General features: G+C 65.1%; 19 protein-coding genes. 12 read left to right on the forward strand and 7 right to left on the reverse strand.

Annotation, left to right across the window (positions count from 1 at the left end; translation table 11 throughout):
- Positions 1 to 60 precede the first annotated feature (60 nt).
- Complete coding sequence (locus tag OOJ09_RS20760) at positions 61 to 429, forward strand: hypothetical protein (protein WP_269906987.1); 369 nt, start codon at positions 61 to 63, stop codon at positions 427 to 429.
- 221 nt (positions 430 to 650) lie between these two features.
- Here the strand turns inward: OOJ09_RS20760 and OOJ09_RS20765 are convergent, their stop codons facing one another.
- From OOJ09_RS20765 to OOJ09_RS20775, 3 genes are all read right to left on the reverse strand, one after another.
- The gene (locus OOJ09_RS20765) at positions 651 to 1667 is read right to left on the reverse strand and encodes an ABC transporter permease (protein WP_269906988.1); all 1017 of its coding nucleotides are present in this window, start codon (positions 1665 to 1667) and stop codon (positions 651 to 653) included.
- Positions 1664 to 3241 carry a sugar ABC transporter ATP-binding protein gene (locus OOJ09_RS20770; RefSeq protein WP_269906989.1) on the reverse strand — a complete coding sequence of 526 codons (1578 nt, stop codon included), beginning with the start codon at positions 3239 to 3241 and terminating at the stop codon, positions 1664 to 1666. Before OOJ09_RS20770 ends, OOJ09_RS20765 begins: the two co-directional genes overlap by 4 nt.
- A gap of 217 nt (positions 3242 to 3458) precedes the next feature.
- Entirely contained in the window at positions 3459 to 4406 is a 948-nt protein-coding gene (locus OOJ09_RS20775) for a substrate-binding domain-containing protein (protein ID WP_091584888.1), read from the reverse strand.
- Positions 4407 to 4978: 572 nt separating this feature from the next.
- On the opposite strand from OOJ09_RS20775, the gene OOJ09_RS20780 reads away from it, so the two are divergent.
- Complete coding sequence (locus OOJ09_RS20780) at positions 4979 to 5428, forward strand: universal stress protein (protein ID WP_269906990.1); 450 nt, start codon at positions 4979 to 4981, stop codon at positions 5426 to 5428.
- Between the two features lie 105 nt (positions 5429 to 5533).
- Here OOJ09_RS20780 and OOJ09_RS20785 read toward each other — a convergent pair whose 3' ends face one another.
- Entirely contained in the window at positions 5534 to 6595 is a 1062-nt protein-coding gene (locus OOJ09_RS20785) for a hypothetical protein (protein ID WP_269906991.1), read from the reverse strand.
- 179 nt (positions 6596 to 6774) lie between these two features.
- On the opposite strand from OOJ09_RS20785, the gene OOJ09_RS20790 reads away from it, so the two are divergent.
- On the forward strand, positions 6775 to 7863 hold the full coding sequence (locus tag OOJ09_RS20790; protein WP_269906992.1) for a cytochrome P450: 1089 nt from the start codon (positions 6775 to 6777) through the stop codon (positions 7861 to 7863).
- 85 nt (positions 7864 to 7948) lie between these two features.
- Here the strand turns inward: OOJ09_RS20790 and OOJ09_RS20795 are convergent, their stop codons facing one another.
- From OOJ09_RS20795 to OOJ09_RS20805, 3 genes are all read right to left on the reverse strand, one after another.
- Entirely contained in the window at positions 7949 to 9541 is a 1593-nt protein-coding gene (locus OOJ09_RS20795) for a GH3 family domain-containing protein (protein ID WP_269906993.1), read from the reverse strand.
- Positions 9531 to 10274, reverse strand: a complete 744-nt coding sequence (locus tag OOJ09_RS20800) for a hypothetical protein (protein WP_269906994.1) — start codon at positions 10272 to 10274, stop codon at positions 9531 to 9533. Before OOJ09_RS20800 ends, OOJ09_RS20795 begins: the two co-directional genes overlap by 11 nt.
- A gap of 191 nt (positions 10275 to 10465) precedes the next feature.
- On the reverse strand, positions 10466 to 10801 hold the full coding sequence (locus tag OOJ09_RS20805; RefSeq protein ID WP_269906995.1) for an ArsR/SmtB family transcription factor: 336 nt from the start codon (positions 10799 to 10801) through the stop codon (positions 10466 to 10468).
- Positions 10802 to 11024: 223 nt separating this feature from the next.
- Between OOJ09_RS20805 and OOJ09_RS20810 the strand changes: the two genes are divergently transcribed.
- The 9 genes from OOJ09_RS20810 to OOJ09_RS20850 all read left to right on the forward strand — a co-directional run bounded on the left by OOJ09_RS20810 (position 11025) and on the right by OOJ09_RS20850 (position 22617).
- Complete coding sequence (locus OOJ09_RS20810) at positions 11025 to 12332, forward strand: NAD(P)/FAD-dependent oxidoreductase (RefSeq protein ID WP_269906996.1); 1308 nt, start codon at positions 11025 to 11027, stop codon at positions 12330 to 12332.
- Between the two features lie 147 nt (positions 12333 to 12479).
- Complete coding sequence (locus OOJ09_RS20815) at positions 12480 to 12680, forward strand: YgaP family membrane protein (protein ID WP_269906997.1); 201 nt, start codon at positions 12480 to 12482, stop codon at positions 12678 to 12680.
- Between the two features lie 11 nt (positions 12681 to 12691).
- On the forward strand, positions 12692 to 13654 hold the full coding sequence (locus OOJ09_RS20820; protein WP_269906998.1) for an efflux RND transporter periplasmic adaptor subunit: 963 nt from the start codon (positions 12692 to 12694) through the stop codon (positions 13652 to 13654).
- A complete protein-coding gene (locus OOJ09_RS20825) occupies positions 13651 to 16848 on the forward strand; it encodes an efflux RND transporter permease subunit (RefSeq protein WP_269906999.1) in 3198 nt (1065 codons plus the stop codon). Before OOJ09_RS20820 ends, OOJ09_RS20825 begins: the two co-directional genes overlap by 4 nt.
- A 229-nt stretch (positions 16849 to 17077) precedes the next feature.
- The gene (locus tag OOJ09_RS20830) at positions 17078 to 17791 is read left to right on the forward strand and encodes an ABC transporter ATP-binding protein (RefSeq protein ID WP_269907000.1); all 714 of its coding nucleotides are present in this window, start codon (positions 17078 to 17080) and stop codon (positions 17789 to 17791) included.
- Positions 17785 to 20151, forward strand: coding sequence for an ABC transporter permease (locus OOJ09_RS20835; RefSeq protein WP_269907001.1), 2367 nt, complete (start codon positions 17785 to 17787; stop codon positions 20149 to 20151). Before OOJ09_RS20830 ends, OOJ09_RS20835 begins: the two co-directional genes overlap by 7 nt.
- A gap of 2 nt (positions 20152 to 20153) precedes the next feature.
- Positions 20154 to 21347, forward strand: a complete 1194-nt coding sequence (locus tag OOJ09_RS20840; protein ID WP_269907002.1) for an efflux RND transporter periplasmic adaptor subunit — start codon at positions 20154 to 20156, stop codon at positions 21345 to 21347.
- Between the two features lie 173 nt (positions 21348 to 21520).
- Positions 21521 to 21925, forward strand: a complete 405-nt coding sequence (locus OOJ09_RS20845; RefSeq protein WP_269907003.1) for an OsmC family protein — start codon at positions 21521 to 21523, stop codon at positions 21923 to 21925.
- On the forward strand, positions 21922 to 22617 hold the full coding sequence (locus OOJ09_RS20850; protein ID WP_269907004.1) for a VIT1/CCC1 transporter family protein: 696 nt from the start codon (positions 21922 to 21924) through the stop codon (positions 22615 to 22617). The genes OOJ09_RS20845 and OOJ09_RS20850 overlap by 4 nt, the downstream gene beginning before the upstream one ends.
- The last annotated feature ends 4 nt before the right edge of the window (positions 22618 to 22621 follow it).

The raw sequence follows: 22621 nt of genomic DNA on the forward strand, positions 1-22621 counted from the left end.
TACGCTTACAAATGTGAGTCGGAGGGAGAACCGCCCGCCGCATCAGTTCCGGGAGCGACGATGCACGCCCTTGCCGCCGATTTCGCCCGCGCCTGCGGTTACACCGGCGACAGCCCTGCTCTGCTCGAGGCCTTCGAGGCGATCCGCCGCAACGGCATCGAGCGTGCCCGCCACGATCACACGAGCCGCAAGGCCGTCATCGACGAGCTGAAACAGTCAGAAGCGCTGTTCCTGGCCTCGATCGGCCCGGCGCTGTCGGCCGAGGAAGCCATCGAGGACGCCACCCGCTTCATCGCCTGCTGGCGCAACATGCCGCGCTGGCGCCAGGAGCGGCGCCAGGCCGACCTCGTCAGGGCCAGGCAGCAACGCCTCGTGGCGCGATTCTTCCGTCGGTACGGCCATCGGCTGTGGGCAAGGGAGGCGGCGTAGGCGCAGCGGGTCTGGGGCGCAGCGTTGGCATCGCCTTCTCCCCTTGTGGGAGAAGGTGGATCGGCGCGCTAGCGCCGAGACGGATGAGGGGTGCTGGAAGAAATGAGGGGTCGGTAATTCTGCTCTGTCAAAGCGTCTGCCAAGCTGGAACACCCCTCATCCGACCGAGCTTCGCTCGGCCACCTTCTCCCACAAGGGGAGAAGGGATCACCGCCGCCCCCTCACCTTCTCACCCGTGACTTCAGCCAGCGGTCGAACGCCACCGCCAGGATCAGGATCAGGCCGATGACGATGCTTTGCGTGTAGGACGAGACGTTGTTGAACTGCAGTCCGTTCTGCAGCACGCCGATCAGCGCCGCCCCCACCACCGTGCCGCCGACCGAGCCGATGCCGCCGAACAGCGAGGTGCCGCCGATGACGACGGCCGAAATGACCGTCAGTTCGTAGCCGATACCGGCCACCGCTTCCGACGAGTTGAGCCTGGCCGACAGCACGAAGGCGGCAAGGCCGGCGAAGAAGCCGACGATGACATAGACCGAGACCAGGATGCGGTCGACGCGCAGGCCCGACAGCCTTGCCGCCTCGGCATTGCCGCCGACGGCATAGACGGCGCGGCCGTAGCGCGTGTAGCGCAGCACGATGTGGCACAGGATGGCGGCCACCGCGAAGATGATCGCCGGCACCGGCACCGGACCGATCAAGCCGGTGCCGAACCAGCGCATCGAGGCGTCGAAGCCCGAGATCGGGCCGCCATTGGAGATGGTCAGCGTCAGCCCGCGAAACACCGTCAGCCCGCCCAGCGTGACGACGAAGGGCGGCACTTTCAGCCGGGTGATGGCCAGCCCCTGCACGCCGCCGGCGGCGGCGCCCACCACGACGGCGGCCAAGAGGGCCGCGAACCAGCCATAGCCTTGCGTGCCTGACGTCGACAGCGACAGCGTGTTGGCGGTGCCGCCCTTGGCGACCACGGCGGCGACCATGCCGCAAAAGGCCAGCAGCGAGCCGACCGAGAGATCGATGCCGGCGGTGAGGATGACGAAGGTCATGCCAAGCGCGATCAGCCCGGTGATCGAGATCTGCCGCGTGATGTTGAACAGGTTGATCGGATCCATGAAGCTCGGCTTCAGCACGGTGAAGACGACGATCAGCGCGGCCAGGAACAAAAGCGGTCCGAAACTCATCAAGAGCCGCGCGACATTGATGCCGCCGCGCTGGTTCTGTTCGCCCGCCACGCTCATCGTGCCTGCCCCTTCGCGTCCTGCCTGTCGAGCGCCATCAGTTCCATCAGTTTTTCCTCGTTTGCCTCGACGCCCTGCATCTGACCGGTGATGCGCCCCCGGCGCATGGTGACGATGCGGTCCGACACCGCCAGCACCTCGGGCAGTTCGGACGAGATCATCATCACCGCGATGCCGCGCGCTGCCAATTGCACCAGGATCTGGTGCACCTCGGTCTTGGCGCCGACATCGACGCCGCGCGTCGGCTCGTCGACGATCAGCACCTTGGGATCGCGCGCCAGCCAGCGCGCCAGGATCACCTTCTGCTGGTTGCCGCCCGACAGGCCCTCGATCGCCTGCTCGGCCGAAGCCATGCGGATCGACAGCATCTTGCGGAACCCGGCAAGCGCATCGCGCTCGCGCCGCTCGGCCATGAAGCCGAAGCCGTTGCTGAAATGCCCGAGCGACGCCACGGAGAAATTCGGCAGGATGCCCAATGCGGCAAAGATCGCCTGGTGCTTGCGGTCCTCCGGCACCAGGCCGATGCCGAGCGCGATGGCATCGGCGGGCGATGCCGGAGCGATCTGCCTGCCGTCGAGCGTGATGGTTCCCGCGGCGATGCGGTCGGCGCCGAAAATGGCGCGCGCCAGCTCCGTGCGGCCTGAGCCGACAAGGCCGGCGACGCCGAGGATTTCGCCGGCCTTGAGGTCGATGTCGACGCCGTCGAGCACGATGGCATGCGGCGCCTCGGGGTCGCGCACGGTGCGCAAGCCGCGCACCGACAGCCTGATGTCGCCGGCAATGGCGCGCTGTGCCGGCCGCGCATAGAGTTCGGACGCGGCGCGGCCGACCATCTTCTCGATGATGGCAGGCAGTTCGATCGGTCCGTTGTCGCGGTCGAGATGCCCGGCCAGCCTGCCGTCGCGCAGCACCGTCATGCGGTCGCAGATGGCGGCGGCCTCCTCCAGCCGGTGGGTGACGAACATGATGGCGACCTTGTCCCTGCGCAGCCGGTCCATGATCGACAGCAGGCGCTGCACCTCGGTCTCGGTCAGCGCCGAGGTCGGCTCGTCCATGATGATCAGCCGGCTTTTCAGCGACAGCGCGCGCGCGATCTCGACCAGTTGCTGCTCGGCCACCGACAGCGCCGAGACCGGCGTCATCGGGTCGATCGTCAGACCGACGCGGGCGATGATCGCGCGGGAGTCTTCCTCCATGCGCCGCCAGCTGACCAGCCCGAGCGGACCGGTCGGCGCGCGGCCGATGAAGATGTTCTCCGCCACCGTCAGCGTCGGGATCAGGCTGAGTTCCTGGTAGATGGTGACGATGCCGAGCCGCTTGGCATCCTGTGGGCTCGCCGGCTGATAGTCGGCGCCGTCGAAAATGATGCGGCCACTGGACGGCGGCATGACGCCGGACAGGATTTTGAGCAGCGTCGACTTGCCGGCGCCGTTCTCGCCGAGCAGCCCGAGGATTTCGCCGGGCCGGATGTCGAGCGAGACGTCGCTCAGCGCGGTGACGCCGGCAAAATGCTTGGTGACGCCCTCGACGGCAAGCAGGATGGGTTCAGGCGATGCGGCTTCAGCTGTGGGCAATGGTTGCTCCCCGAGACATGGGACGTGCGCGCTGCCCCTCACCCTTACCCTTTCCCCGTATAGAGACTGGAACAGGGGCTCGCCAGCGTCGGAGCGCTACCCTTCTCCCCGTCACTTGACGGGGAGAAGGTGCCGGCAGGCGGATGAGGGGCGACGCAAACTTCGGCGATCGATCTTGCGCGCGGGACGCTGTCCCGACAACGCCGATCACAAGTCCCTACTTCGTCTCGCCAATCCGCTCCGCCTTGTCGAGATTGTCCTTGCCGATGACGATCGGCGTCAACAGCACCAGCTTCTCCTTCGGCTCGGTCTTGTCCTTGGCGTAGGCGACCGCGATGCGCACCGCGGTGCGCGACTGCTCGCCCGGGAACTGCTCGACGGTGCCGGCAAGCTTGCCGTCGCGCACCGCGACCAGCGCTTCCGGCAGCGCGTCGAAGCCGTAGATCTTGACGTCGGTGAAGTTGCGGGCGGCACACGCCTCCATGGCGCCGAGCGCCATGTCGTCATTGGCGCAGACGATGGCGTCCGGCTTGCCGTTGGCGGCAAGGCCGGCCTCGGTCACCGACAGCGCCTCGGCGCGGGCGAAGTTGGCGGTCTGCTCGAAGATGATCTGGTACTTGTCCTTCAGGGGGTCGAGCACGTTGTGCACGCCCTTGTTGCGGTCGATCGCCGGCCCGGCACCCGGCTGGCCCTGCAGGTGGAAGATCTTGGCGCCGTTGGGGAACGCCGCCACCATGGCGCTGGCCTCCGCCTCGCCGCCCTTGACGTTGTCGGCGCCGACATGGGCCAGGATGCCCTCGACGCCGTCGACGCGGCGGTCGATCGTCACCACGGGAACGCCCGCCTTGACCGCTTCCTCGATGGCCGGCGCCAGCGCGTTGACGTCGAGCGGCGAGATGACGATGGCGTTGACCTTCTGCACCAGGGCCGCCTCGATGTCGGCGGTCTGCTTGGTGGCCGAGTTCTGGCCGTCGCTCTCGGTCAGGTTGACGCCCTGCGCGGCGGCCTCGGCCTTGATCTCGTTCAGCATGTGCACGAAGAACGGAAAGCCGAGATTGGGCACCGAGCCCAGAATGGTGAGCTTGTCCTCGGCGAACACCGAGGGCGCGGCAAGCATCATGGCGCCGAACGCCGCGGACGACAGCAGGAATTCACGTCTGTTCATGGGATCCTCCTCCACAAGAACGCACGACCCCGAAAACCGGGACCGGTTTCAGGAAGGATCATGCGTCGGTTCAAAGTGTTGGAGCATCCTCCCTGCGCTAGACAACGCATGCCGCTCCAGCTGGCCGCCGCTGTAAAAGAGCCTCCGATCGACGCCTGCGCGGGGATGCTAACCCAGGGTCAACCATTTGTGCAACATCGATATAACAGAGCTGCCAGGGCGAATTATCGGAATTGTCGGATTTTTGGATTGCAGGCAACGGCTTGCCGCTCGCAGACCGCCTTCAGCGTCCGCGAGGCCTGCCCCAGTGCGGGACAGAGCCTCGATGCAGAGAGATCGGGCGGATGACAATCGGCGATATCTAACCGAGCCCCTACGGCCCGGGAACCAAGGGCCCGCGCAAGTTCCAGCGCGGGACGGAAAGCCGAATGGCCTCGCCTGGCCTTGATCCGAGTCAAGCTGGCCCTGTGATCAAGCCGATGGCGGACCTATATCGAAGTCAGCCTCCTTCAGGCTCCCGCCATCACAAGGGCGTGTCGTCGCACGACCCTTTCACAACAGGTCAAACCATCATGTACACACATCTGCTGATCGCCACGGACGGATCTGAACTGGCCGACAAGGGCGTTGCCCATGGCGTGGCGCTGGCCGGCCGCCTCGGCGCCGCCGTCACCTTCGTCAACATCACCGAGCCGTTCCCGATATTCGCCTGGGGCGGTGCCATGGCCGGCTATGCCGCTGGCGATGAATTCGCCGCCTACCAGGAAGGCGGCCGCCAATATGCCAAGGAAGTGCTCGACAAGTGCAAGGCGTCGGCGGACCTGGCTGGCGTGCGCGCCAAGGTCCTGCATATCGAAAACAGAAAGCCCGCCGAGGCGATCCTGGAATTGTCGCAGGCGCAAGGCTGCGATCTGATCGTCATGGCCTCGCACGGACGCCGTGGGCTGGGAAGGCTGCTCTTGGGAAGCCAGACCGCCGAGGTGCTGTCCTTCACCGAGATTCCGGTTCTCGTGGTTCGGTAGGCTATCCCCAATCCCCAACTGAGACACCAAAGCGCACGTCCCCCGAGACGAGCGACAACATGCGTGACATTTGTTTCTTGAGGAGGACGGTGCGCCAATCCTCCTTCACCCACGGACGAAAACGCGCGCCAGCCGCCTCTTGAGCAGCCGCAGCGACAGGCGACGTCGTAGGGAAAACCTTGCAATGCGCTGTCGCACTGCGCGCATAGCATTCGCATGAGCCGCGTCGAGGCTCATGGTGCCGTTGCCGAGGTGCAAGGGTGGGCCGGAGGCTGACCGCAGGATGCCGCGTAGCGCCCGCGCATGCATCTCGGCGTAGCGGCTGTAATCCACGCCAGCTTCCCACCCGGGCGGTCGTGCCAGAACGGTCGGATTGTTGTTGATCTCGAAGGTTTGGACGCGGCCGTCGACGATGCCATAATCGATGCGACCATAGTCAATGCCGGCCAGCGTGAAGACGCGCTCGATTTGCGCGGCATGCGGATTGTCGTTCACGTAGGCACGGCTCTCCGCCCTGTCCGCCTCGGTGAAGCGGGTGCTGGGAAACTTGATGTACCAGCTCTCGTTGATGAAGCAGTGCTGCGGATAGATCGTCGGCCCCACCTTGTAGGCCGAGTACTTGCGAAACCGGCCATCGGCCGATGGTGCCGCGCCATATTCGACAATCATCAGATCCGGGTCCTGGCGGATATGGACGGGCATGCCGGCAATCGCGCGCTCCAGCGCATCCGCGCTGTCGATCAACCCGGTCAGTGGCGGCTCATGCTGACTTTCCCAGCGTACGAAAACCGGAAATCGGCGGAGTGACTCACGCTGGTGCAGGCGATGCACGTCGAAGTCGTTGAGACCGGCGGCCTTCAGCCGCTTCAGCAACTCAAAGCGACGCGGCACGATCGCGGGGTTGTTGAGCAACGCCAGGTCGCGATCAAGAGACGCGATACGGTCATGCAACGCGGCCGCGGCCTGCAATTCGGCTGGAGACAGCCTTTCGAAATCCGTGAAGATGAAGGTGCCCGGAGCGACTGGCCCAAGCTTGGCGGCCAGTTCGTAGGGTATGATCCGCACAAGGTCACCAAGCCCATGGTCGTAATAGCCAAGCAGCACGCCCATCGTGTAAGCGTGTCGGCGCGTACAGAGATAGTAGATCGGCCCCTGGTCGACGGTCATGGCCGGGACTCGGTAAGCTGGCGCGCGCAGGGCATGCCTGACGACACGGGATTTTTCGAAAGACGATGCATAGCGAGCCATTCTCTACCACTGCGTCCGGGGCCGTTGAGCACCCTTGGCAAGGGGTTCGCGCGGGGGCTTTCAAGGGCGCCGCGAATACCTATGCGATCCATGATGAAATGCGCCGGCAAGCCCCCGTTTGGCAGGCGCCATGGGGTGATGTCTACGTCACGGGATACGATCTTGTCTCCAGCAGCCTTGTCAACCGTACGCTGTCGCACGTGCCCCCAGTCGGCGAGGTGGCGGAGCCGCATTCGGCGATGCGCGACTGGCTGATGTATCAGGAGGGCGCTGCTCATGCGGCCCTCCGCCAGGCCTTGCAGCAACCCTTTGTCGGCAAGGGCGCCGCGGTTTTGCGGCCCGTGGTCGCTGACGCGGTCGAGGAGCTCCTTGGCGATGCCGAACTGTCCGGCGACGTCGACGTTGTGACAGCCTTCACGCGCGCGGTGCCGGAACGCATCATCTGTCGGCTGCTGGGCGTGCCAGACGAGGACATGTCCATGATCCGGGCATGGTCGGGTCCGATCCGTAACATTCTCGATGCAGGCTTCGACGACGCCTTTGGCGATCGCCCAAACCCTGCCGATGAAATGTCGGGCTACTTTGTCGAGCATCTGCGCCATCTGCTTGCCGCCGGCCGGATGCCACCGCTTCTGACAGGGCTGCCGGGTCTCGTCGATGCACTGGGGCTGAAGGCTGCCGGGCGCAACATCGCCTTCCTGGCCTTCGCCGGTCACGAGACAACCGTGCATCTCATCGGCAGCCTGCTGTTCCATCTCGCTCACCAGCCCGCCCAGTGGTCGGCGCTGAGGGCTGATCGCGGGCTTGCGGCCAACGCCGTTGCCGAAACGCTGCGGCTGGAAAGCCCGGTGCAGAAAATCTGCCGCTGGCCGCTGGAGCCCACGGCCATTGCTGGCCATGAGATTGCAAAGGACCAATTGGTGGTGCTGCTGATTGGCGCGGCCAATCGGGATCCAGCCCAGTTTCCCGATGCGTCGCGTTTCGACCTCGGCCGTGCCAGGCAGAACCTCGCCTTTGGTCGGGGTGCGCATGTCTGCATTGGCAGGGCGCTGGCGGAGATGGAAGGCGTCGCGGTTCTGGAAGCGGCGCTGGGCCGTTGGAAAAGCATCGAGCCGGTTGCCTGGCAATGGATGGACAATTCCTCCATCCGTGGTCTCGACGCGTTGACCTTGAGACTGACCGCCTAGACCGGACGGTCGCGTAACCCATTTCCACACGGCAACATGGCAACACAAGGATTTCGATTCCGAGACAAGGGGATGCAGCATGATCCTAAAGCACCGGGTCACGGTCATCGAGTGCCGCGAGAAACGCCGCGTCTGACTGACTGAGCAGGATTGGCGGCTTCATGCCGGCAATGCTCGTGCCGCACTTCAGGCGGTGGCGCTTTAACCTGCCATAAAGGTCGTCGATGCCAGCCGCCCGCAGCGGTCCCAACTGGCCGATGCGCCGGGCATATTCATACTGCGGATTGGCCCCGAGTGCGTGGTCTAGGCTCTCGCCTGTCAACTCGACGGCCTGCCCGGAGGCATCGGCTTCGACGAAAAGCCGGTAGTGCGGGTGTGGCGTCGCCACCGCCACCAGCAACGCATACGTACGACGGTCAACTCCGACTTCGTCGAGGCAGCGCGCAACAAAGGCTTCAGTGAGCTTCTCTCCGCAGAGATCGGAAACCATGCCGGCGCGACCGATGAAACGCAGGCGTGGCGTGTCGCCAGTGAAGCCGGTGACCTCGACCATGTCGCGCGTATCGTAGCGATAAAGGCCCGAGCCGGTGGTGACGATCAGCCGGTAGGACCGGCCAGCCTCCAACTGCCAAGCGAACAGGCTGCCGGCGTTGTCGTCGACAAACTCAAAGAACCCGCTTTGCGATGCAAGGATGCAGCCGGCGCCGTCGCCATGGGGAAAAGAAACGGCGGCTTCGGTAGACATCAGACCTTTCGACTGGATGAACGCCTCGGGGAATTGCGCCTGCAACTCGGCGGCAAAACCGCTGCTCGAGGCGTCGGTCCAGCAACTGATCGTATCGAGGCGAGGCCAGATCGCCGAGAGCTTTCCCTCCGCCCCTCCAAGCGCGGCCTCGAGCGTGGCAATGCGGCGGCGAACGGCGTCCGCCGGCTGCGTGGCGCCCAGGCTACTCGCAAGCTCACGCAACAGGCCACCGGCATCGCGTCGAAGCGCACGCAGGATTTCCGTCAAGTAAGTCGGGCTCCAGACCCAGATCAGCGCCAGGTCCTCAGCCGCCAGGAGGCGGAGGCAGGTTTGCCTTTGCCAGGCAGCGAAATCGGTGAGCAGCCTCAGTTCCATTGGCACGGCGGACAATTCGATCAGGCTGTCGCGCAAGGCTCCGAAATAGGCGAAAGGCACAGGGCTGCCCAGCCTGTGCGCACCGACGCGTTCGTTAGCGTCGCGGCCGATGGGGCTGAGCGAAAAATAACTGTGCCCCTGCGTGACGCCTGGCCGGCGTCGGATCAAATCCGCCAGCCAGGGATAGAGGCAATCGGTGAAGGCTTGCAGGCCTGTGTCAGTATAGGGGATATATTTCGACCCGCCGGAACTGCCGCCGGTCTGCTCGAGAAACCGGACCGGCTCGACGGTCAGCACATTTTCGGCCCCGCCGATCACCCGGTCCATATAGGGCGAAAAGGCCTCGTAGTCGCCGATCGGCACCAGATCGCGAAAGGCTTCCGCCGAACTGGCCTTGGCGAAATTGTGGTCACTGCCGAACACCGTCGCTGCATTGGCATCGACAAGCCGCCGCAAGACGGCGCGCTGCGTGGCCTCGACATCGCCAAGCCGCGCCCGGAAACCAGCCTCCGCGGCGGCGGTCTCGGCGGCAATCCTTGCCCAGGCTTCAGTGACCATCCGCCAGCCCCTCGGCAAAGCTCGCCGCGCCATAGCGCTTCAAATTGCCAAGCTCGAGTTCGGCCAAGCAGGCGAGCTCGACGCCTCGAAAATGGTCCGGGTTCGCTCTCACGAAAAATGCCGCGTAGCGGTTTCTGGCCGCGATTTCCTCGGCATCGGCCCAATGTTCCCGAAGGTGGCCCTGCGACGGACCGAAGTCGATCAGCCCGGTCGATGGATCGTAGTAGCGGCCGTAGCGGGCGGTCGCTATCGCGTCGCGGATGGCCTGAAGGCAGGCCGAGCCCCGGCCATCGATCGCTGGAAAAAACTCGCGGAAGAAATTGGGCAGGATGCGAAATGTGCGGTGCCCCTTGATGATGGGGAACCAGAAAAGCCGGCCGCCGATCCTGGCCTTGGCGGCACCCGCCGCGCGGAAAAAACCGCGCAGCAGTACCGGGTCGCCCCAGCGCGCCGAATGGAGAACGGTATCGCCGGAGAAGAGATAATTGACGGTCTCCGCGCCAACGGTTTGCTGCCTGACGAGATATGTCGAGAAACCGATGATCGTTCCGTGGCGCCGGATGACCACGACGGCGTCCTTCTCGGCGAGATCGCGCTCGAAACCATTGCGGTCGACGGCTTCGTAGTAAGTCTCGTACAGCGCGAACATCTGGTCGCGGTCGACCGGCATCAGGTCCGCAACCGGGATTGTCAGCGACTCTATGGAATCGGCTTCGTCCGCAGCACTTCGCACTTAGTTCCCTGCCCGCCCGTATCATATCCCGATGCGCCGAATATGCGACAGACGAACAGATGTTCAACCCCACCCCCCAATGGATCCTCATCATTCTGCGAACAATAGCGGCAGGAATTCCAGTACAGGCCGCGGTCAAGCACGCCGGCCAATGTCGCTTGAAGACTCGGCGCGACGCCAGAGCTGGCAAACTACCGGCTGTCGGCCTTCGCAATCCTGGTCTGCGGGTCGCAATAGATGCCATAGAGCGTCTGCAGGATGCGCTCGACCTCCACAGAGGCCAGCCGATAATAGACCTGCTGGGCGTCGCGCCTCGTGTCCACGAGCTTGAGCGCCCGCAATTTCGAAAGCTGCTGCGACAGCGCCGACTGGTTCATCGCGACCAGTTCGGCCAGTTCGTTGACGCTCGTCTCGCCGTCCAGCAGATGGCACAGGATCATCAGCCGCTTTTCACTGGCCATCGCCGCGAGCAGTTCGGACGCTTCACGCGCCCGCTTGTCCAGTTCGATGATTTTTATATTGCGCATATGAACACATTATCATATTAAGAGTTACAAATAATATTAGTCTGGCGCCGGCGTCTGTCAAGCCGATGGATCGATACGCGGGGGATTCACGCCAGCACGTTCGTTTGACCCGCATCAAGTCGCGGCCGGCCAGTTAGGCGCACGATCAGCCAGTGCCGGTTCCTGCGTGGGAAGAGCAATGTCGGCGTTGCGCCAAAAGCGACGCCGCGAAGGAGGAAAGAGCATGGCGCATATTGTCATCCTGGGTGCCGGATTGGGAGGCACCATCATGGCCTACGAGCTTCGCGACGAACTGGCCCGGGAGCACCAGGTTTCCGTCGTCAACAATGGCAGCCACTATTCATTCGTGCCGTCCAACCCTTGGGTCGCCGTTGGCTGGCGCGACAGGCAAGCGGTCGAAATCGACCTTGCTCCGGTGCTGGCACGGCGCAACATCGGCTTTCATCCGCAGGGAGCCAGGCGCGTCCACCCGGTCGAGCGCACGGTGGAACTCAACGACGGCTCATCCGTCGCCTATGATTATCTGGTGATCGCCACCGGCCCTGAACTCGCTTTCGACGAGATCGAGGGCCTCGGGCCGGAGCACAACACCCAGTCGGTCTGCCACATCGATCACGCCCTCAAGGCCAGGACGGCCTTCGACGCGCTCGTCGCCAGACCGGGTCCGGTCGTCATCGGCGCGGTCCAGGGCGCGTCCTGCTTCGGACCGGCCTACGAATTCACCTTCATCCTCGACAAGGCGTTGCGCGACGCCAGGGTGCGCGACCGCGTGCCCATGACCTTCGTCACCTCGGAACCCTATATCGGCCATCTCGGTCTCGACGGCGTCGGCGACACCAAGGGCCTGCTCGAGAGCGAGATGCGCCAGCATCACATCAAGTGGATCTGCAACGCCAGGGTCGACAAGGTCGAGCCGGGCAAGATGTTCGTCCAGGAAATCGCCGATGACGGGTCGGTCAGGCAGGCGCACGAATTGCCGCATGCCTACGCCATGATGCTGCCCGCCTTCCGTGGCGTGGCGGCGGTGCGCGGCATCGAAGGCCTGACCAATCCGCGCGGCTTCATCGTCGTCGACAAGCACCAGCGCAACCCGGCCTTCCCCGACATATTCGCGGTCGGCGTCTGCGTCGCCATCCCGCCGATCGGCAAGACGCCGGTACCGGTAGGCGTGCCCAAGACCGGCTTCATGATCGAATCCATGGTCACGGCGACGGCGCGCAACATCAGCCGCCTGGTGAAGGGCGAGGAGCCCGATGCCCAGGGCACGTGGAATGCGGTCTGCCTCGCCGATTTCGGCGATTCCGGCGTCGCCTTCGTGGCGAAGCCGCAGATCCCGCCGCGCAACGTCAACTGGTCGTCCTCCGGCAAATGGGTGCACACCGCCAAGGTCGGCTTCGAGAAGTATTTCCTGCACAAGATCAGGACCGGCAAGTCCGAGCCCTTCTACGAGCGCCTCGCGCTGCAGGTATTGGGCATCGACAAGCTCAAGCAGATCAAGGTCGAGGCGCCTTCGGATGTCCCGGGAGCCTGACCGGTGCAAGCCGCCGCGGCCGGGCCTTTCGCGGTTGGCGGGCACGGCGAAGGCCCGCCACCGCCGGCGGCAAATCTGGCGCCGCCCCTTGCGGCCAACGATAACATACATATATTTAGATATGATCACATACAAATGGAGATGACGATGTCCCTCGACCGTTCCGTTCTCGCTTTCGCCGGCATCATGGTGCTGCTGTCCGTCGTGCTCACCGCCCTTGTCTCGCCGCTGTTTGTCTGGCTGACGGTCTTCGTCGGGCTCAATATGCTGCAGTCGGCGTTCACCGGCTTCTGCCCGGCGGCGATGGTCTTCCGCAAGCTCGGCATCAAGCCGGGATGCGCTTTCTAAGGAAGATGCGGATGCGCATGCCTCTTTTGTTCGCCGCGTTGCTGGCGGCCTCTCCGGCGCTTGCCGGCACGCTGACGCTGGCGCCGACGACGGTGACCGAATGGAAAGCGGTCTATGGCCGTGTCGAGGCGCGCGACACCGTTCCGGCGCGCGCCCGCATCGGCGGCCTCATCGTCGACCTGGCCGTCACCGAGGGCGAACTGGTCAAGGCGGGGCAGAAGATCGCCACCGTCCAGGACGACAAGATCGCCTTTCAGGTCGCCGCGCTGGACGCCCAGTTGCGCGCCTTGCAGGCACAGCTGGAGACGGCGCAGTCCGAACTCACCCGTGGCCAGACGCTGGTCGACAAAGGCGTCATGACCGCGCAACGCCTCGATCAGCTGCGCACCGAGGTCGACGTCGCGCGCAACCAGCTTGCCGCGACCGAGGCGCAGCGTTCGGTGGTCGTGCAGCAGGGCGCCGAAGGCGATGTCTTTGCTCCCGGCGACGGCCGCGTGCTGACCGTGCCGGTGACGCGCGGCGCCGTCATCATGGCCGGTGAAGTGGTGGCCACCATCGGTGGCGGCGGCGTGTTCCTGCGGCTGGCCGTTCCTGAGCGTTACGCGGCGTCCCTGAAGCAGGGAGCCGCCATCCGCATCAATGCCGGCGGCAAGGAGTCCGCCGGGCGCCTCGCCAAGATCTATCCGCAGATCGACAATGGCCGCGTCATCGCCGACGTCGAGGTCGACAATCTCGATACCAATTTCATCGATGCCCGTGTCCTGGTCGAACTGCCGGTCGCCGAGCGCTCCGCGTTGCTGGTGCCGGCGTCGGCGATCCAGACCCGTTCGGGGATCGATTTCGTGCGCGTCGCCGCCGGCGGCGCGCAGGCCGAGCGCGCGGTGGTCACCGGCGAGCGGTCCACGCGCGCCGACGGGGACTATGTCGAGATCCTGACCGGCCTCGCGGCCGGCGATGTCGTGGTCACGCCATGAAAGGTCCCTCCTCGCTGGGCATTGCCGGCGCGCTGACGCGGGCCTTCATCGCCTCGCCGCTGACGCCGCTGTTCCTGGTCGCCGCCTTCGCCTTCGGGCTGGTGGCGCTGCTCACGCTGCCGCGCGAGGAGGAGCCGCAGATCTCGGTGCCGATGGTCGACATCTTCGTGCGCGCCGACGGGCTGAAGGCCGACGACGCCGTCAAGCTGATCACCGAGCCGCTGGAGACGATCGTCAAGGGCATCGACGGCGTCGAGCATGTCTATTCGCAGACGCGCGACGACCAGGTGATGGTCACCGCCCGCTTCGTCGTCGGCACCTCGTCCGACGCCGCCGTGCTGCGCGTCCACGACAAGGTGCGCGCCAACATGGACCGCATTCCCGTCGGCGTGCCCGAACCACTGATCGTCGGCCGCGGCATCGACGATGTCGCCATCGTCACGCTGACGCTGTCGCCGAAGCCGGAGGCCGCCGCGCGCATGATGGCGAACGACCTCACCCGCATCGCGCGCGAACTGCGCACCGAAATCGCCAAGATCGACAATGTCGGACTGACCTACCTGGTCGGCGACACCGGAGAGATCATCCGCGTCAACCCGAACCCGGAAAAGCTTGCCCTTTACGGCGTCACCCTGCAGCAGCTCGCGGCCAAGGTGTCCGGCGCCAACAAAGCCTTTCCGGCCGGACGCGTCCGCGATCAGGGCGAGCAGATCGATATCGTCGCCGGCGAGACGCTGGCCTCGCCCGACCAGATCGGCAACCTGCTCTTGACCTCGCGCGACAACCGCCCCGTCTATGTCCGCGACGTCGCCGACGTCGCCTTCGCCACCGACACCGGCGATGCGCTGGTGTCCACGGTCACCAGGGCCGGCGCTGGCGTCGAGCGCGTGCCGTCGGTCACGCTCGCCATCGCCAAGCGCGCCGGCTCGAACGCGGTCTCCGTCGCCGACGCCATCCTGCACCGGGTCGCCCTGCTCCAGGGCGGATTGATTCCCGGCGATGTCTCGATCGACGTGACGCGCAACTACGGCGAGACCGCCAACGACAAGGCCAATGAGCTGCTCTACCATCTCGGCCTGGCGACGATCTCGATCATCCTGCTGGTCTGGGTCGCCATCGGCCGCCGCGAAGCCATGGTCGTGGCCGTCGTCATCCCGGTCACCATCCTGCTCACGCTGTTTGCCTCGCGCGTCATGGGCTACACGCTGAACCGCGTCTCGCTGTTCGCGCTGATCTTTTCCATCGGCATCCTCGTCGACGACGCCATCGTGGTGATCGAGAACATCTCGCGCCACTGGGCCATGGGCGGCGGTCGCGATCGCCGGCAGGCGGCCATCGAGGCGGTGGCCGAAGTCGGCAACCCGACCATCGTCGCCACCTTGACCGTGGTCGCGGCCCTGCTGCCGATGCTGTTCGTCTCGGGAATGATGGGCCCCTATATGAGCCCGATCCCGGCCAATGCCTCGGCGGCGATGATCTTCTCCTTCTTCGTCGCGGTGACGGTGACGCCGTGGCTGATGCTCAAACTTGCCCGACGGGCGCCGGTGCATGCCCATCGCGATCACGGCAATGGCGGCCCGCTCGGCCGTGCCTATACCGCCGTCGCCCGGCCGATCCTGGCCTCGAAGAAGGCGAGCTGGGCCTTCCTGCTTGCCGTCGGCGTGCTGACGCTCGGCTCGCTCGCGCTGTTCTACACCGAGCATGTCACGGTCAAGCTCCTGCCCTTCGACAACAAGTCCGAACTGTCGGTGACCATCGACCTGCCGGAAGGGTCTTCCGTCGAGGCGACCGATGCGGTGGCGCAGGCCGTCGCCGCCAAGGTTCTCGAACTGAAGGAGGTTCGATCGGTCCAGACACACGCTGCTGCGGCGGCGCCCTTCAATTTCAACGGCCTCGTCCGCCATGCCGTCCTGCGCACCGAGCCGCATCAGGGCGACGTTGCGCTCAACCTGCTGCCGAAAGCGAACCGTACCCGTTCCAGCCACGAAATCGCGCTCGACGTCCGCCAGCGCATCGCCACGATCCCCGTACCGGAAGGCACCAGCCTGAAGGTGGTCGAGCCGCCGCCCGGCCCGCCGGTGATGGCAACCCTGCTGGCCGAAATCTACGGACCCGACGGCGAGACGCGCCGCAAGGTCGCCGGCAAGATCGAGACGGCATTCCGCTCCGTGCCCTTCATCGTCGACGTCGACAATTCCTGGGGACAGCCGGCACGCCGGCTGCGCGCCACGATTTCCACCGACGATGCGGAATTCTTCCATGTCGAGGAAAGCGACGTCTTCGACACGCTCGCCATCCTCAATGGCGGAAAGACCGTCGGCTATTCGCATCGCGGCGGCGGCCGCCAGCCGATCCCGATCCGCATCGAGCGGCCGAAGGGCGAAAGGACGCTCGACGAGCGCTTCCTGACCACGCCCATTCCGGCGAATGTCCTGCCCGGCGACCGAGGCGTGGTCGAACTCGGCGATGTCGTGCGGGTGACGCCGGAGCGCGCCTCGTTCCCGGTGTTCAGGCACAATGGCCGCGCCGCCGAAATGGTGACGGCCGAGCTTGCCGGCAGCTTCGAGGCGCCGCTTTACGGCATGCTCGCCGTCAGCAAGGCCATCGACGCGCAGGACTGGACCGGACTGCAAAAGCCCGCGATCTCGCTGCATGGCCAGCCGGAGGATGAAAGCCGGCCGACGCTCCTGTGGGACGGCGAATGGGAGGTCACCTGGGTGACTTTCCGCGACATGGGGGCTGCCTTCGGCGTCGCGCTGCTCGGCATCTACATCCTGGTCGTCGCCCAGTTCGGCTCGTTCAAGGTGCCGCTGGTGATCCTGACGCCGATCCCGCTGACCTTCATCGGCATCCTCGGCGGACACTGGCTGTTCGGCGCGCCGTTCACCGCCACCTCGATGATCGGCTTCATCGCGCTGGCCGGCATCATCGTGCGCAATTCGATTCTGCTGGTCGATTTCATCCGCCACGCGGCGTCGCCCGACAGGCCGTTGAGCGAGGTCCTGATCGAGGCCGGCGCGATCAGGTTCAAGCCGATCCTGCTCACCGCACTTGCCGCCATGATCGGCGCGGCGGTGATCCTGACCGATCCGATCTTCCAGGGCCTGGCGATCTCGCTGCTGTTCGGCCTGGCCTCCTCGACGCTGCTGACCGTGCTGGTCATTCCCGCGATCTACCGGGTGCTGCGCACGTGAACGCGAACAGAGCGGCCAGATCCTGGCCTGGATCAACACCAGGCTCCCGGGCGGAGGCTGGTTGACGCGGAAAACCGGGATACCGGGCCTGACTGCGGTTTGCCTGCCACTGTTGCGAACTTGACAAGAGTCAAGGTGATCAGGCCGTCCAGGCTGTAGGACCCTTCCGGCGTCGGCCGGAACCGGAGTCCGCATGACAGTCCAGGGACGAGACGTAGAGAGCTCAGCCATGCAACCTCTGGCCCCGGTATTCGTGGCCCGGGGATTGACCAAGGTCTATGGCGCGGGCGATTCACGTGTCGTGGCGCTGAAGGACGTCGACCTCGATATCCGGCAAGGCGAATTCATCGTGCTTCTTGGCCCCTCCGGTTCGGGCAAATCGACCCTGCTCAACATCCTCGGCGGATTGGACGCTCCAACGTCAGGCACGGCGACCTGGCGGGATCACGAACTGACCGGAGCCAGCGACGAGCAGCTCACGACCTACAGGCGCGAGCATGTCGGCTTCGTGTTTCAATTCTACAACCTGATACCGAGCCTCACTGTCGAGGAGAACGTGCGGCTGGTCGCCCAGATCGCCAGCAATCCGATGACACCGGCCGAGGCGCTCGAACTCGTCGGACTGTCGCATCGCGCCGGTCACTTTCCTTCACAACTGTCCGGTGGAGAACAGCAGCGCGTCGCGGTGGCGCGCGCAATCGTGAAACGGCCGGACATCCTGCTCTGCGACGAGCCGACCGGCGCGCTCGACGTCGACACCGGCAGGCTGGTTCTGGCGGCAATCGCCAAGGTCAATGCGGAGCTGAACACGACGACCGCCGTGATCACTCACAACTCGGCAATCGCGGGGATGGCTCATCGCGTGTTGCGGCTGAGCGGCGGGCGCATCGTCAAGGAAGAACCGAATCCGCGGCGCATCCGGGCCGAGGATGTGACATGGTGAACGTCCTGGACATCAAGGTGGCGCGCGACCTCTGGTCGATGCGGCTTCAGGTCCTCAGCATCGCGCTGCTCGTCGCGGCCGGCGTGGCCGTCTTCGTGATGTCGGTGTCGAACTACCAGGCGCTGATCGGCGCCATGGAGGCGCACTACCGCAACGAACGTTTCGCCGACATCTTCGTGGGCATGACGCGCGCGCCGCTCTCGATCGTCGATCGGCTGCGCGAAATCGACGGCATTGGCATTGTGGAGCCGCGCGTCGCCGAGCCGGTGCGCGTGATCCGCGAGGACACCAACCTCCCGATCTCGGGGCGCGTCATCTCGCTCCCGGCCGCGGGCCAGCCGTTGCTCAACCGCCTGCATCTCGTGCAGGGACGCTGGCCCGATCCGCTGCATCCGGAAGAAGTCATCATCAACGCGGCATATGCCGAGGCGCGCGCCGTGCGGAGCGGAGAAACCATGGAGGTGGTGCTCAATGGCCGGCTGCAAGGCTTCCGCGTCGTGGGCACCGCCCTGTCACCCGAATTCATCTTTGCCACCCGCGCCGCGGTGCCGCTTCCGGACGATCGGAATTTCGTGGTGGTGTGGGCAAGCGAGGATGCGGTGGCAAGCGCCTTCGACATGAAAGGCGCCTTCAACGACGCGCTGATGACCCTGGCGCCGGGTGCAGGGCCGCAGCATGTCCTGGAAGAGGTCGATCGTTTGCTGGCGCCATACGGCGGCACCGGAGCCTATGGCCGGAGCGATCAGCCGTCGCACCGCTTTCTCAAGGACGAACTGGCGGAGCAGGAGACATTGAGCATCGTCATGCCGTCAGTCTTCTTGGGCATCGCGGCGTTCCTGCTCAACGTCGTCATCGGCAGGATGGTGGAAGCACAACGGGGGCAGATCGCTTCGCTGAAGGCGCTGGGGTTTGCGAACCGCACCATCGCCTTCCACTACTTCAAGCTGGTCACCGCCATCGCGTTGCTGGGATCGGCGATAGGTCTGGTCGTGGGGCGCTGGTTCGCGATTGGGGTTGTCGGGAGCTATGGCGCTTTCTTCCGGTTTCCATCGCTGGAGGCGCAACTGGAGCCATGGCTGCTCGTCGCGGCGACCCTTGTCAGCGTCGGCGCGGCGAACCTTGCCGCGGCATCGGCGGTATACCGGATAGCCGTGCTTGCTCCCGCCGAAGCCATGCGCCCCGAGACGCCGCCCGCGTTGCACACATTCAGCTGGCTGCAGGCGATTGGAAGCCAGCGAATTCCGCTCCAGTACGTGATAGCGGCGCGCACGATCCTCGGACGGCCCGTGCGGACGCTGTTGACGACCGTCGGAATCGCGCTGGCCATTCCGCTCATTCTGTTCGGGCTCTACTGGTTCGACGCCATCGACTACATGATCGATGTGAGTTTTGGACGCATCGAGCGCGGCGACGCCTTTGTTACCTTCACGGAACCGGTCTCGGCGGATGCGCTCTACGAATTGCGGGCGATACCGGGCGTGCTCGAGGCTGAAGTCCAGCGAGTCGTGCCGATCACATTGCGAGCTGGGCATCGCGCCTATCGCACCTCGGCGACCGGTCTGGATTCGGCTTCCGAGCTGAAGGTGCTGAGAGACAGCGCGCTACGGCCGATTGCCGTACCCTCCGATGGCATCATGCTCAGCCGGACGATCGCGAGGCAGCTCGACCTCAACGTCGGCGACAGTGTCACGATCGAGGTGCTCGAAGGCAGCCGGGCCGTCAGGGAAGTCACCGTCCGCAGGATTTCGGACGATATTCTGGGGGCGTCCGTGACGATGGAGCGCACCGCACTCAATCGCCTGATGCGGGAGGGTTCCGTTGCGAATGTCGCGGCCCTCAGGATCGATCCGGGTCAATCTGATCGGCTCTGGTCCAGGATAAGGTCAATGCCGAAGATCGAGGCAAGCTCGATCAAGGCCCTGTGGTTTGCGCTGTTCAACGAAACGATCGGCGGAATGGTGGTTATCGGCGCGCTGGTCCTGTTGGGGTTTGGAATGCTGATCGCCATAGGCGTGGTCTACAACAGCGCCCGCATCGCCCTGCAGGAGCGCGCCTGGGAATTGGCCAGCCTGCGCATAGTCGGACTGACGCGGCGCGAGGTATCCGCCGTCATTGTCAGCGAGCTTGCCGTGGAGCTGATTGTGGCCATCCCCGCCGGGCTCCTGATCGGACAGTACCTGATCGAGTTGATCGCGTCGGCGCGCGCGAGCGAGTCGTTTCAGATCCCCGCCGTGATCGATCGCAGCAGTTATGCCATCGCCGCGCTCCTGGTCATCGGCGCGGCCATTGCCAGTTTCATCACAATCCGCCGCAGGATCGACAGGCTCGATCTCGTGGCTGTCCTGAAGACGAGGGACTGAACATGAAGCGTCGAACAACTTCGATCGCCGGCGCACTGGTGCTGGCGCTTGCGGCACTGGGCTTCTACTGGCTCCTGATGCCGCAGCCGACCCTTGTCGAAACCGCCGAGGTGGTGACCTCGCGCTTCCAGGACACGGTTGAAAAGGACGGCCGGACGCGCGTGCGGGATCGCTATCTGGTGTCGGCGCCTCTGTCCGGGCGTATCCAGAGGTTGACACTCAAGGCCGGCGATACCGTGCGGACGGGAGAGAAGCTGGCGACCATTACGCCGCCAGTTTCGCCGCTTCTCGACCCCCGCGTGCGGCTGGAACTCGAGGCCCAGGTCGGTGCCGCCGAGGCGGCGGTCGAGGAGACGGCATCGCTTCACGAGCAGGCCAAGGTGCTGCTGGCTCAAGCCAGTGCGGATCTCGAACGCACCAGGGAGCTCGTCAAGCGCAACGTGGCGGCCGCGGCTCAACTGGAGCGTGAGGAATTCCTGTTCCGCTCAACGCAGCGGCAAACCGATGCCGCCGAGCGGCGCTGGCACGCCGCCACGCATCTTCTGGAACAGGCGCGCGCGGCACTGAACTCCGCCGACAATTCCGAGACCAGCGAGAGTTTCCCGGTATCCTCCCCCATAGACGGCCGCGTTCTCAGGGTCATGCAGGAGAGCGAGACCGTTGTCGCGCAGGCGGCGCCGTTGCTCGAACTGGGTGATCCTGGCGATCTCGAAATCGCCGTCGACGTTTTGACGACCGATGCCGCCCGGATAAGGGAGGGCGACAAGGTGATCATCGACCGTTGGGGCGGCCCCGCCGATTTGCTTGGGGCCGTGCGGCGCGTCGAGCCCTCCGGCTTCACCAAGATCTCCGCGCTCGGCGTCGAGGAGCAGCGCGTCTGGGTCGTCGTCGACATAACCTCGCCACGAGAGACGTGGACCAGCCTGGGAGATGGCTATCGCGTCGAGGTCAAGATCGTGGTTGACGAGAACGACCAGGCAATCGTTGTGCCGATCGGAGCCCTGTTCCGACGCGGCGATGCCTGGAGCGTCTTCGTTGTCGAGGCGGGCCGCGTTCATCTGCGAGAGATCCAGGTTGCACGCCTTTCGGCTCGCCTTGCCGCCGTTGCGCAGGGCGTGCGCCCCGGCGAGATCGTCGTCGCCTATCCACCCGCCAGCCTTGCCGAGGGGAGCAAGGTCAAGCTCCAGCTCCAGTAAGGGCAATCAGCCGCACGCCAATCGCCACCTGCTGAATCATGGCTGACCCTCGCCAGCTCCTTGAAATCCAGTCTGGACCTGACGTGGATCAAGATCATACTGCCGATGCGGTGCTAGAAACTGGAGGCTTCGATTCACGGAGGTGATCGGGGGCAGACAAGGCAGGCAGCACCATGTTCGAATACAGCGTTGAAGCCAGACGAACCGATGCACGGGGCAGCGTGGCCACGACCAAGAATGCCGCGCTTGTTCTCGACACCTGTCTCGAGGGCCGGGCCGATGCCTTCAATCTGGCCGAACTGCTTCTGGCGGCCATCGCCGCCTGCATGATCAAGGGCATCGAGCGCGTCACCCCGATGCTCGGTTTCAAGCTGCGCGGCGTCAAGGTCGCGTTGCACGCGGTTCGGCGCGACAGCCCGCCGGGGATTGCCTCGATCGACTACGAGCTTGTCGTCGATACCGATGAAACCGACCAGCGGCTGGAGCTGCTGCACAAGAACGTCCGCAAATACGGCACGATTTCCAACACAGTCGCCGCCGCCACGAAACTCGAAGGCACGATCAGGAGAAAAGCATGAGCCGCCTGCATATCGAAAACCACCTTGTCTCGCGCATCGGCTGGCTGCGCGCCGCCGTGCTGGGGGCCAATGACGGGATCGTCTCGACCGCGAGCCTGATCGTCGGCGTGGCGTCGGCCGCGGCGCCGACTTCGCAGGTACTGGTCGCCGGCATAGCCGGCCTGGTGGCGGGCGCCATGTCGATGGCGGCCGGCGAGTATGTCTCGGTCAGCTCCCAGTCGGACACCGAGAATGCCGACCTCGCCCGCGAACGCGAGGAACTCAGGACCCAGCCAGAATTCGAGCGCGAGGAACTGGCGCAGATCTACGTCAAGCGCGGGCTGGAGACGGGTTTGGCGCGCCAGGTCGCCGATCAGCTCATGGCCAAGGATGCGCTGGCCGCGCACGCCCATGACGAACTCGGCATCTCCGAAATGACCACGGCGCGGCCGATCCAGGCGGCGCTGACCTCGGCGGCGACCTTCAGCGTCGGTGCCGCGATGCCGCTGCTCATGGTGCTGGTGTCGCCGGCCTCCATGCTGGTGCTGGCGGTTTCGGTGGCGTCCCTGCTGTTCCTCGCTCTGCTGGGCGGCATCGGCGCCAAGGCGGGCGGCGCCAACATTCTTCGGGCAACGCTGCGCGTCACCTTCTGGGGCGCCTTCGCCATGGCGCTCACCGCCGGCATCGGCGCGCTGGTTGGCACGGCGGTCTGAACCG

Source organism: Mesorhizobium qingshengii (assembly GCF_027563465.1).
Classification (GTDB): Bacteria; Pseudomonadota; Alphaproteobacteria; order Rhizobiales; family Rhizobiaceae; genus Mesorhizobium; species Mesorhizobium qingshengii_A.

Bases quoted from the DNA above. Each gene is read 5' to 3' on its own strand.
- OOJ09_RS20810 (WP_269906996.1), top strand. From the start codon at position 11,025: ATGGCGCATATTGTCATCCTGGGTGCCGGATTGGGAGGCACCATCATG.
- OOJ09_RS20845 (WP_269907003.1), top strand. From the start codon at position 21,521: ATGTTCGAATACAGCGTTGAAGCCAGACGAACCGATGCACGGGGCAGC.
- OOJ09_RS20830 (WP_269907000.1), top strand. From the start codon at position 17,078: ATGCAACCTCTGGCCCCGGTATTCGTGGCCCGGGGATTGACCAAGGTC.
- OOJ09_RS20790 (WP_269906992.1), top strand. From the start codon at position 6,775: ATGCGCCGGCAAGCCCCCGTTTGGCAGGCGCCATGGGGTGATGTCTAC.
- OOJ09_RS20775 (WP_091584888.1), bottom strand. From the start codon at position 4,406: ATGAACAGACGTGAATTCCTGCTGTCGTCCGCGGCGTTCGGCGCCATG.
- OOJ09_RS20785 (WP_269906991.1), bottom strand. From the start codon at position 6,595: ATGACCGTCGACCAGGGGCCGATCTACTATCTCTGTACGCGCCGACAC.
- OOJ09_RS20760 (WP_269906987.1), top strand. From the start codon at position 61: ATGCACGCCCTTGCCGCCGATTTCGCCCGCGCCTGCGGTTACACCGGC.
- OOJ09_RS20795 (WP_269906993.1), bottom strand. From the start codon at position 9,541: ATGGTCACTGAAGCCTGGGCAAGGATTGCCGCCGAGACCGCCGCCGCG.
- OOJ09_RS20840 (WP_269907002.1), top strand. From the start codon at position 20,154: ATGAAGCGTCGAACAACTTCGATCGCCGGCGCACTGGTGCTGGCGCTT.
- OOJ09_RS20815 (WP_269906997.1), top strand. From the start codon at position 12,480: ATGTCCCTCGACCGTTCCGTTCTCGCTTTCGCCGGCATCATGGTGCTG.
- OOJ09_RS20805 (WP_269906995.1), bottom strand. From the start codon at position 10,801: ATGCGCAATATAAAAATCATCGAACTGGACAAGCGGGCGCGTGAAGCG.
- OOJ09_RS20780 (WP_269906990.1), top strand. From the start codon at position 4,979: ATGTACACACATCTGCTGATCGCCACGGACGGATCTGAACTGGCCGAC.
- OOJ09_RS20850 (WP_269907004.1), top strand. From the start codon at position 21,922: ATGAGCCGCCTGCATATCGAAAACCACCTTGTCTCGCGCATCGGCTGG.
- OOJ09_RS20825 (WP_269906999.1), top strand. From the start codon at position 13,651: ATGAAAGGTCCCTCCTCGCTGGGCATTGCCGGCGCGCTGACGCGGGCC.
- OOJ09_RS20835 (WP_269907001.1), top strand. From the start codon at position 17,785: ATGGTGAACGTCCTGGACATCAAGGTGGCGCGCGACCTCTGGTCGATG.
- OOJ09_RS20765 (WP_269906988.1), bottom strand. From the start codon at position 1,667: ATGAGCGTGGCGGGCGAACAGAACCAGCGCGGCGGCATCAATGTCGCG.
- OOJ09_RS20820 (WP_269906998.1), top strand. From the start codon at position 12,692: ATGCGCATGCCTCTTTTGTTCGCCGCGTTGCTGGCGGCCTCTCCGGCG.